The organism is Brasilonema bromeliae SPC951 (assembly GCF_012912135.1).
Taxonomy (GTDB): domain Bacteria; phylum Cyanobacteriota; class Cyanobacteriia; order Cyanobacteriales; family Nostocaceae; genus Brasilonema; species Brasilonema bromeliae.
This window is the reverse complement of sequence record NZ_QMEB01000008.1, coordinates 44,564-52,622: the sequence shown is the minus strand read 5'-3', so window position 1 is coordinate 52,622 and position 8,059 is coordinate 44,564. Positions and strand designations below refer to the sequence as shown.

At 44.3% G+C, this 8,059-nt stretch carries 10 protein-coding genes; all 10 read left to right on the top strand.

From position 1 onward, the window contains the following. Positions 1 to 118 precede the first annotated feature (118 nt). Complete coding sequence (locus tag DP116_RS02205; RefSeq protein WP_169153612.1) at positions 119 to 370, top strand: type II toxin-antitoxin system Phd/YefM family antitoxin; 252 nt, start codon at positions 119 to 121, stop codon at positions 368 to 370. Next, positions 363 to 638, top strand: a complete 276-nt coding sequence (locus DP116_RS02200; protein WP_169153611.1) for a type II toxin-antitoxin system RelE family toxin — start codon at positions 363 to 365, stop codon at positions 636 to 638. Before DP116_RS02205 ends, DP116_RS02200 begins: the two co-directional genes overlap by 8 nt. A gap of 138 nt (positions 639 to 776) precedes the next feature. Then, the gene (locus tag DP116_RS02195; protein WP_169153610.1) at positions 777 to 1,958 is read left to right on the top strand and encodes a class I SAM-dependent methyltransferase; all 1,182 of its coding nucleotides are present in this window, start codon (positions 777 to 779) and stop codon (positions 1,956 to 1,958) included. Positions 1,959 to 2,603: 645 nt separating this feature from the next. Continuing rightward, on the top strand, positions 2,604 to 3,056 hold the full coding sequence (locus tag DP116_RS02190; protein ID WP_048868465.1) for an ATP synthase subunit I: 453 nt from the start codon (positions 2,604 to 2,606) through the stop codon (positions 3,054 to 3,056). Between the two features lie 120 nt (positions 3,057 to 3,176). Beyond that, the gene (gene atpB, locus DP116_RS02185; protein WP_169153609.1) at positions 3,177 to 3,935 is read left to right on the top strand and encodes a F0F1 ATP synthase subunit A; all 759 of its coding nucleotides are present in this window, start codon (positions 3,177 to 3,179) and stop codon (positions 3,933 to 3,935) included. Positions 3,936 to 4,147: 212 nt separating this feature from the next. Continuing rightward, positions 4,148 to 4,393, top strand: coding sequence for an ATP synthase F0 subunit C (gene atpE / locus DP116_RS02180; RefSeq protein ID WP_015112744.1), 246 nt, complete (start codon positions 4,148 to 4,150; stop codon positions 4,391 to 4,393). A gap of 267 nt (positions 4,394 to 4,660) precedes the next feature. Next, positions 4,661 to 5,092 (top strand): F0F1 ATP synthase subunit B', encoded by a 432-nt coding sequence (locus DP116_RS02175; protein WP_048868381.1) that lies wholly within the window; start codon positions 4,661 to 4,663, stop codon positions 5,090 to 5,092. Between the two features lie 152 nt (positions 5,093 to 5,244). Then, entirely contained in the window at positions 5,245 to 5,793 is a 549-nt protein-coding gene (locus DP116_RS02170; protein WP_169153608.1) for a F0F1 ATP synthase subunit B, read from the top strand. A 2-nt stretch (positions 5,794 to 5,795) separates the two neighbouring features. Beyond that, complete coding sequence (gene atpH / locus DP116_RS02165) at positions 5,796 to 6,350, top strand: ATP synthase F1 subunit delta (protein ID WP_169153607.1); 555 nt, start codon at positions 5,796 to 5,798, stop codon at positions 6,348 to 6,350. Positions 6,351 to 6,467: 117 nt separating this feature from the next. Further along, positions 6,468 to 7,988, top strand: coding sequence for a F0F1 ATP synthase subunit alpha (gene atpA / locus DP116_RS02160; protein WP_169153606.1), 1,521 nt, complete (start codon positions 6,468 to 6,470; stop codon positions 7,986 to 7,988). Positions 7,989 to 8,059 lie beyond the last annotated feature (71 nt).

Genomic DNA, 8,059 nt, shown 5'->3' with positions numbered 1-8,059 from the left:
GCCCCAAAACTAATGCAAAATTAGAAACTGCTATAATTATACAAATTGTACAATTTACCTAATTTAAAAAAAATGTACAATATTTCTCATTGACTTCAATCAACATAAGCGAGGCGGTATGACTGCTGTAAGTGCAACTGAAGCTCGTGCTAATTTTCAAGAACTCATTAATCGTGCTGAATATAAGGGTGAGCGCATTCTCATTCAGCGTCATGGCAAGGCTGTTGGGGCGATTATTGGTCTAGAAGACTTAAGATTGCTGGAAGCTATAGAAGATGCTATTGACTCTGCTGAACTGCGTCGTGCTGTTGAGCAAAATGACGGCTTTACCACACTAGAAGCGATTATTGCTAGTCGTGGGGATGAGTGAGCGTTATGATTTGAGAATTGCCAAAACTGCTGAGAAAGACTTGATTGATTTACCTGCGAAACAGTTTAAACAGGTCGTATCGAAGATTTTCTCGCTCCAGAGCAATCCTCGACCTCAAGACTACAAAGCACTCAAAGGTTATGAAGGTGGTTATCGCGTAGATCAAGGAGAGTACAGAATTCTGTATACGATTGATGATGAAAATTTGCTTGTTGATATCTTCAGAGTTGGCAAGAGAAATGATAATCAGGTGTATAAAAATCTGTAAACTTTGATAACACCTGAGAACTGCTACTGCACATTGCAAGTAAATGAAGTACAGTACTGAGGTCTAAAAGGCAGACAGAAAACCCTTTTTACTTCTGACTCCTGACTCCTGACTCCTGACTCCTGAATTCTGCTGTATATGTCCGATTCTCAAACTATTAGCGCTGCTGTTGCCAAACTTTACAACACCTACCCCTTCCCGCCAGAACCTTTACTAGATGAACCGCCTCCTGGTTACAACTGGCGCTGGAATTGGTTAGCTGCTTATAATTTCTGTACTGGTCAAAAACCCCAAAAGCAAGATATCCGTATTTTAGATGCTGGTTGCGGTACGGGAGTGGGGACTGAATACCTCGTCCATCTTAATCCTACGGCTTCTGTTGTGGGCATTGATCTTAGTGCTGGGGCGCTGGAAGTTGCTCAAGAACGCTGTAAACGTTCTGGTGCAAACCGTGTTGAGTTCCATCACCTGAGTTTGTATGATGTGGAACAGTTGTCGGGTGAGTTTGATTTTATCAACTGCGTTGGTGTGTTGCACCATTTACCTGACCCGATTCGCGGTATTCAAGCTTTGGCAAAGAAGTTAGCCCCAGGTGGCTTGATGCACATTTTTGTGTATGGGGAGTTGGGACGGTGGGAAATTCAACTTATGCAAAGGGCGATCGCACTCCTCCAAGGTGACAAGCGCGGTGATTACCGTGATGGTGTTCAAGTTGGTCGGCAAATCTTCGCTTCATTACCAGAAAATAACCGTATTGTCAAGCGAGAACGAGAACGTTGGTCTTTAGAAAATCAACGGGATGAGTGCTTTGCTGATATGTACGTGCATCCGCAGGAGATAGATTATAACATTGAGACGTTGTTTGAACTAATTTCTGCTTCCGGATTAGATTTTGTTGGTTTCTCAAATCCGGGTTTTTGGCAGATAGACAGACTTTTGGGCAAAGCGCCAGAGTTAATGGAACGAGTAGCTAAGTTAGGCGAGATCGAGCGTTATCGTTTGATAGAGTTATTAGATCCAGAAGTGACTCACTACGAGTTTTTTCTGAGTCGTCCACCTTTACCAAAGGCTGATTGGTCAGCGGATAATGATTTATTAACGGCAATTGCTGAGCGAAATCCTTGTATGGATGGTTTTCCCAGTCAATGTGTCTTCAACTACGATTACCAGATTGTGAATTTATCACCAGAAGAGTTGAAGTTTTTAGAAAGCTGCGATGGTTTGTTAACAGTAGGGGAGATTTTAGCTGGCTCATCATTGGATTTAGATGGAGTGAGAACGCTCCTGAAGCAGCAGCTGATTTTGTTGACACCAAGTTGACAAAACTGACATTTTGCAACACTTTCAAGAACACAACCTCGTCCGCCTCAGAATCAATTGGGAGGCTCACAGTTCAAGTCTACTAAAGTAAACTCAAAGGCTTATGCAGTCGTCTAAAGACGACTTTTACTATCAGACTGGGGTTTAAACCCCAGGCGGTTGTTGGCAGGAGGAGTGCAAAATATGGGCAGGCGCACTATAACGGCGTACCACCCGCTATGAATAAAAGAAACACTTTTTTCCCTGCTCCCTGCTCCCTGCTCTCTGCTCCCTGCTCCCTGCTCCCTGTTCCCTGTATTGCCAGATAACCAAACAAACTGCCAAAATCCAAACAAAGCAGGCGACGAGGGAGAAGGTAGAATAGAAATTAAGAGGAGATCTACCTTTCAAGTTGATTGCGACTCCTCGTCTCGCCACAGCTGTCAACACGGAATTTCAGGATAGAGGGATTGGTAAAGATTTGTCCTGTTCATCCATATTTTCCGTGTCAATTATCCTTTTTGTGCTTGGTGCATCTACCTGATGTCTTTTGTTTGGTGACAATAAGTTAATTGTTTTTTTCTAAAGTATTGTTACCCAATCGTGATATGATTCAGCTGGCTGAAGATGCAGTCAACACAATTAGCTGTACTGGTTTCAAGTCCCGTGAGCTTGTCAAACGAATCAACTGATCCCACACCAACAACACGACAAGATTCAAGACCTGGTTTTGAGGACACAGAACCAGACAACTCGATGCGCGAGTTCTATGAACTCTACCAAGAGTTGTTGCTCATCACTCTTGTCTTGACAGGGATTATATTTTTCTCTGTTTGGATATTTTATTCCCTGAACATTGCCCTAAATTATTTGCTTGGAGCATGTACAGGTGTGGTTTACTTGAGGATGTTGGCAAAAGATGTTGAGCGTTTGAGTGGAGAAAAAAAACAGTTGAGTAAAACTCGATTTGCGTTACTAGTAGGGGTGATTCTACTAGCATCGCGATGGAATCAACTGGAAATTTTGCCCATATTTCTGGGATTTCTTACTTATAAAGCAACGCTTCTCATTTACGTAGTTAGAGGAGCATTTGCCTCTGACTTGTCAAAGTTCCGGTAACCATACAGCAACGCTCAAACTGTGCGGGAGGACAGAACTTTTCCAAGAGGAAAATCCACCCCGCGAACCCGCTCCACTTCTCCAGGTAAGATTGGAGAAATGATAGATTAGGTTAGGAAAATGGTGAATTTTCTGAATGCCCTAACTTCTGTTCCCCTTGGAGAACTAGAGGTAGGTCATCATTTCTACTGGCAGTTAGGCAATTTAAAGCTGCATGGACAGGTCTTTCTCACGTCTTGGTTTGTGATTGGTATCCTGGTCGTAGCTTCACTAGCTGCTACTAAAAACATCCAAAAAATTCCCAGCGGTATCCAAAACCTAATGGAATATGCTCTGGAATTTATTCGGGACCTCACAAAAAACCAGATTGGAGAGAAAGAATACCGTCCTTGGGTGCCGTTTATTGGCACACTATTCTTGTTTATCTTCATATCGAACTGGTCGGGTGCTTTGATTCCCTGGAAGCTCATCAAACTTCCATCGGGAGAGTTGGCTGCTCCAACCAATGATATTAATACGACAGTAGCACTGGCGTTGTTGACTTCTTTAGCTTACTTTTACGCAGGTTTTAGCAAGCGTGGTTTGGGGTACTTCAAAAAGTATATAGAGCCGACGCCGGTTCTATTACCGATCGCGATTCTAGAAGATTTCACCAAGCCCCTCTCCCTAAGCTTCCGTCTATTTGGTAACATTTTGGCGGATGAATTAGTCGTAGGAGTGCTGGTTCTTTTGGTTCCTCTGTTTGTACCTCTGCCAGTGATGGCTTTAGGTTTGTTTACCAGTGCCATTCAAGCCTTGGTTTTTGCCACCTTAGCAGCGGCATACATTCATGAGGCGATGGAGGGACATGGTGGCGAAGAGCATGAGGAAGCACATTAAAATCAGTGAACAGTGAACAGTGAACAGTGAACAGTGATCAATAAAGAGTTATAACTGATAACTGCGGCTGGTACTTGATCACTGCTTAGAACCCTCAGTTGATGTCAAGTTAGATTTTGGATGCCCGAATTTTCGCTTTCGTTGCAAAATCTAAAATCGAAAGTCTAAACACAAAAATCGTTCGTTTTGTACTCAAGGTAAGGAAAATCAACATGGATCCATTAGTTTCTGCTGCTTCCGTTCTTGCTGCTGCGTTAGCAATTGGTTTGGCTGCAATTGGTCCTGGTATTGGTCAAGGTAATGCTGCAGGACAAGCAGTAGAAGGTATTGCTCGTCAACCAGAAGCAGAAGGTAAAATTCGCGGTACTCTGCTGTTAACCTTGGCATTCATGGAATCCCTTACCATTTATGGTCTGGTTATTGCCCTAGTACTACTGTTTGCTAACCCATTTGCCTAAAACCTAAAACTTTTCCTTAGTTTTGGAGACGTGAATGTTCACGTCTCTATAGCTGAGTTAATCAGTGAACAGTGAACAGTGAACAGTGAACAGTAAACAGTAAACAGTGAAGATTGATAACTGGTAACTGATAACTGATAACTGCGGCTGGTACTTGATAACTGTGAAAAAAAGTTGACCCTTGATGGCTATGGGGTCTCGACGATGATGAAAAGTAAGATGATTTTTCGCCCGTGAAAACTGCTGTTGTAGCCAAAGAGGAGAGAAATGTTTGATTTCGATGCAACCTTGCCCTTGATGGCAGTGCAGTTCCTGCTATTGGCAGCTCTATTGAATGTTATTTTCTATAAGCCACTGACCAAGGCATTAGACGATCGCGATAACTATATCCGAACGAATAACCTTGAAGCTCGTGAACGCTTGGCTAAAGCTGAGCGATTAACTAAAGAATATGAGCAACAATTAGCAGAAGCTCGTAGACAGTCACAAGCGACTGTCGCTGCAGCTCAAGCAGAAGCTCAAAAAACGACTGCTCAGAAAATAGCTGAGGCGCAAAAGGAAGCTCAAGCTCAACGAGAACAAGCGGCTCTTGAAATAGAACAGCAAAAGCAGGAAGCTTTACGTTCCTTAGATCAACAGGTAGATGCTCTGAGCAGGCAGATACTAGAAAAACTATTGGGACCTGTTTTGGCTAAATAGAGCGGCTCAATGCGCGATCTCACAACAATTCGATAAGTATATACGTAGCGGGGCGCATGTCGTCCCACAACGGTTAAATAAGTGTCAAAAGTGGCACTTTTTTCCCTTAGGGAATTTTCAACCTACTAAGCAAGGGAGCAGCGCAGTTGTAGATGGGTATCATTGGAAGTAGTTTTTTACTTGCCACAGAAGCGGTAGCGAATGGTCATTCAGAAGGTGGTTTCGGTCTAAACATAGACATTTTTGAAACCAATCTGATTAACCTGGCGATTCTGGTTGGCATATTATTTTACTTTGGGCGTAAAGTTCTTAGCAATATCCTCAGCGAACGACGCTCAAATATTGAAACGGTAATCAAAGAAGCAGAAGCGCAGGCAAAGGACGCAGCTGTTGCTTTGTCTAAGGCACAGGAACAGTTGACGCAGGCTCAAGCAGAAGCGCAACGCATCCGTAAAGCAGCTGAAGAAAACGCACAGGCAACTCGTGAAGCAATTTTGACACGAGCAGCAGAAGATGTGGAACGTTTGAAAGAAACAGCTGCTAGGGATTTAGACACACAAAGAGAGCGGGCGATCGGCGAACTGCAACAATATTTAGTGTCTAAGGCATTGCAAAAAGTCGAGTCTGAACTGCAGACAGGAATTGCTGACGACGCTCAACAGCAATTAATTGACCGCAGTATAGCGCTATTGGGAGGTTAGGGATGAAAAGTAATATCGCAATGGCGGAAATATCCCAGCCTTACGCAGAGGCGTTGATGTCAGTCGCACAATCCAAAAATTTAACAGATCAGTTCGGGGAAGATGTGCGTTCCTTGCTAAGCTTGCTTTCTGAAAGTGAGCAACTGAGAAATTTTCTTGAGAACCCATTTGTGGGGCTAGATGACAAAAAGGCAGTCATCAACCGTATCCTTGGTGACGGCGCTAATGCATACTTCCGCAATTTTTTATTGCTGCTGGTAGATAGACGGCGCATTTCATTGCTGGAACCAGTTTTACAGCAATATTTGACGCTGTTGCGGCAATTGAAACAAATTGCTCTGGCGGAAGTGATTTCTGCAGTTCCCCTGACAGAGGAGCAGCAACAAGCAGTCAGAGATAAAGTCATCGCACTGACTAAGGCTCGCGAGGTCGAATTAGATACAAAAATTGACCCCGAGTTAATTGGTGGTGTGATTATTAAGGTAGGCTCTCAAGTCATTGACGCCAGCTTACGGGGTCAGCTGCGCCGTATCTCCTTGCGTTTAAGTGGCTCTTAAATCAGTGAACAGTAAACAGTAAACAGTGAACAGTGATAACTGATAACTGATAACTGATAACTGATTAACTGCTGAGTGTAAAATCGTTCCGTCTCGCAATAAAGAGAAAATAGACAAATGGCAATTAGCATCAGACCAGACGAAATCAGCAACATTATTCAGCAACAGATAGAACAGTACGACCAACAGGTCAAAGTTGCTAACGTTGGAACCGTTCTGCAAGTAGGTGACGGTATTGCTCGTATTTATGGTCTTGACAAGGCCATGGCTGGCGAGCTACTAGAATTTGAAGACGGTACAATTGGCATCGCCCAGAACTTAGAAGAAGACAACGTGGGCGCGGTGCTCATGGGCGAAGGTCGTGAGATTCAAGAAGGTAGCTCCGTAACCGCCACTGGTAGAATTGCTCAAGTACCCGTGGGAGAAGCCTTGGTTGGACGAGTTGTCGATGCTTTAGGTCGTCCAATTGATGGTAAGGGAGAAATCAAGACCACAGAAACCCGTTTGATTGAATCTCCAGCACCAGGTATTGTGGCGCGTCGTTCCGTACACGAACCGATGCAAACTGGTATCACAGCTATCGACGCGATGATTCCCGTCGGTCGTGGACAGCGGGAATTGATTATTGGTGACCGTCAGACAGGAAAAACTGCGATCGCCGTAGACACCATCATCAACCAAAAAGAAGAAGACGTGATCTGCGTCTATGTTGCTATCGGTCAAAAAGCTTCCACCGTAGCTAACGTTGTGCAGACATTACAAGAAAAAGGTGCTCTGGACTACACCGTTGTCGTCGCCGCTAACGCCAGTGATCCAGCCACCCTGCAATTTTTGGCTCCTTATACAGGTGCTTCGATTGCTGAGTACTTCATGTACAAGGGTAAGGCAACCCTGGTGATTTACGATGACCTCTCCAAGCAAGCCACAGCTTATCGTCAAATGTCTTTGCTGCTGCGTCGTCCTCCCGGACGGGAAGCTTATCCTGGAGACGTGTTCTACATCCACTCACGTCTGTTGGAACGTGCAGCTAAACTGAGTGATGAATTGGGTAAAGGTAGCATGACAGCCCTGCCAATCATCGAAACTCAAGCAGGTGACGTATCTGCTTATATTCCCACCAACGTAATTTCTATTACAGACGGTCAGATCTTCCTGTCTTCCGACTTGTTCAACTCTGGTATCCGTCCCGCTATTAACCCTGGTATTTCCGTATCACGGGTGGGTTCGGCTGCTCAAACCAAAGCAATGAAGAAAGTTGCTGGTAAATTGAAGCTGGAATTGGCACAGTTTGACGAACTGCAAGCGTTCTCACAATTTGCTTCTGACTTAGATAAAGCAACTCAAGATCAGCTCGCACGCGGTGCGCGCTTGCGGGAACTTTTGAAACAGCCACAAAACGCGCCGCTATCGGTGTATGAGCAAGTCGCTCTTCTTTATGCTGGTATCAACGGGTATTTAGATGACATTGCAGTCAATAAAATTACTGACTTCACCAAAGGGCTGCGCGATTACTTAAAGACCAGCAAACCTCAGTACGTTCAAGGAATACAATCCAAGAAAGCACTGGGTGATGAAGAAGAAGCACTCTTGAAAGAGGCAATTAACGAATACAAGAAGACCTTCTTGGCAACAGCATAATTAGTCAACAGTCATTAGTCATTAGGAGGCAGTGCGTTGCGGGGGTTCCCCCGACGGTGCGACCTGCCGTT

What these genes read in the sequence shown, in the direction of transcription:
- DP116_RS02195 (WP_169153610.1), top strand. Translation starts at nt 777, where the DNA reads ATGTCCGATTCTCAAACTATTAGCGCTGCTGTTGCCAAACTTTACAAC.
- atpH (WP_169153607.1), top strand. Translation starts at nt 5,796, where the DNA reads ATGAAAAGTAATATCGCAATGGCGGAAATATCCCAGCCTTACGCAGAG.
- DP116_RS02200 (WP_169153611.1), top strand. Translation starts at nt 363, where the DNA reads ATGAGTGAGCGTTATGATTTGAGAATTGCCAAAACTGCTGAGAAAGAC.
- DP116_RS02205 (WP_169153612.1), top strand. Translation starts at nt 119, where the DNA reads ATGACTGCTGTAAGTGCAACTGAAGCTCGTGCTAATTTTCAAGAACTC.
- DP116_RS02175 (WP_048868381.1), top strand. Translation starts at nt 4,661, where the DNA reads ATGTTTGATTTCGATGCAACCTTGCCCTTGATGGCAGTGCAGTTCCTG.
- DP116_RS02170 (WP_169153608.1), top strand. Translation starts at nt 5,245, where the DNA reads ATGGGTATCATTGGAAGTAGTTTTTTACTTGCCACAGAAGCGGTAGCG.
- atpB (WP_169153609.1), top strand. Translation starts at nt 3,177, where the DNA reads ATGGTGAATTTTCTGAATGCCCTAACTTCTGTTCCCCTTGGAGAACTA.
- atpA (WP_169153606.1), top strand. Translation starts at nt 6,468, where the DNA reads ATGGCAATTAGCATCAGACCAGACGAAATCAGCAACATTATTCAGCAA.
- atpE (WP_015112744.1), top strand. Translation starts at nt 4,148, where the DNA reads ATGGATCCATTAGTTTCTGCTGCTTCCGTTCTTGCTGCTGCGTTAGCA.